Genomic DNA, 845 nt, shown 5'->3' on the forward strand with positions numbered 1-845 from the left:
TGCACTTCCACCACATCGACCAACCCGAACTCCTCGCCTTCTCCAAACACCACCTCGACGACATCGTCCTGACCATCGTCAACCTCAACCCCCACCAACCCCGCGAAGCCACCGTCCACCTCGACCTGCCCGCCCTCGGCCTCCCCGACGACCCCGACCAACCCCACACCGTCACCGACCAACTCGACGGCACCACCTACACATGGCGCGGATCGAACTACGTCTACCTCGATCCCCATGTCCGACCCGCACACGTCCTGACGTTCGGGAGCAGCGAGAGTTGAGCGGACCCAACGAGCCCCAGTCCCCCGCCGTCCCGTCGGCGGCGCCCCCTGGCGCGGTGCCCCCGGACGACGTCTTCACCGAGATCCCTTCGGACGCCATTCCGACGCAGTCGGGACCCCTCCCGGATGCGTTCGACCCGGAGACCCCACGCGACCCGCACTGGTTCAAGACGGCGGTGTTCTACGAGGTGTCGGTCCGGGGTTTCGCCGATTCCAACAACGACGGGTACGGCGACCTGCGCGGGCTGATCTCCAAGCTGGACCATCTGCAATGGCTCGGCGTGGACTGCCTGTGGCTGCTGCCCATCTACCAGTCGCCACTGAAAGACGGCGGTTACGACATCGCCGAATACACGAAGATCCTTCCCGATTTCGGGGAGCTGGGCGATTTCGTGGAACTCATCGAAGAAGCCCATGCGCGGGGTATTCGCGTCATCGCGGATCTGGTGATGAACCACACCTCCGACCAGCACCCCTGGTTCCAGGCGTCGCGGACCGATCCCGACGGGCCGTTCGGGGACTTCTACATGTGGGCCGACGACGACACCGGCTACCCCGACG

At 65.3% G+C, this 845-nt stretch carries 1 protein-coding gene and 1 pseudogene; both read left to right on the forward strand.

Annotated features, from left to right (window positions below; all coding sequences use genetic code 11):
• Positions 1-284, forward strand: a pseudogene (locus ABD944_RS42130) (alpha-1,4-glucan--maltose-1-phosphate maltosyltransferase); the annotation flags it as partial.
• On the forward strand, positions 203-845 hold a 643-nt coding region (locus ABD944_RS42135), incomplete at its 3' end, for an alpha-amylase family glycosyl hydrolase (protein ID WP_425550332.1). The pseudogene ABD944_RS42130 and the gene ABD944_RS42135, both read left to right, overlap by 82 nt.

Origin of the sequence: Actinomadura verrucosospora (assembly GCF_039540335.1) — a bacterium.
GTDB lineage: Bacteria > Actinomycetota > Actinomycetes > Streptosporangiales > Streptosporangiaceae > Spirillospora > Spirillospora verrucosospora.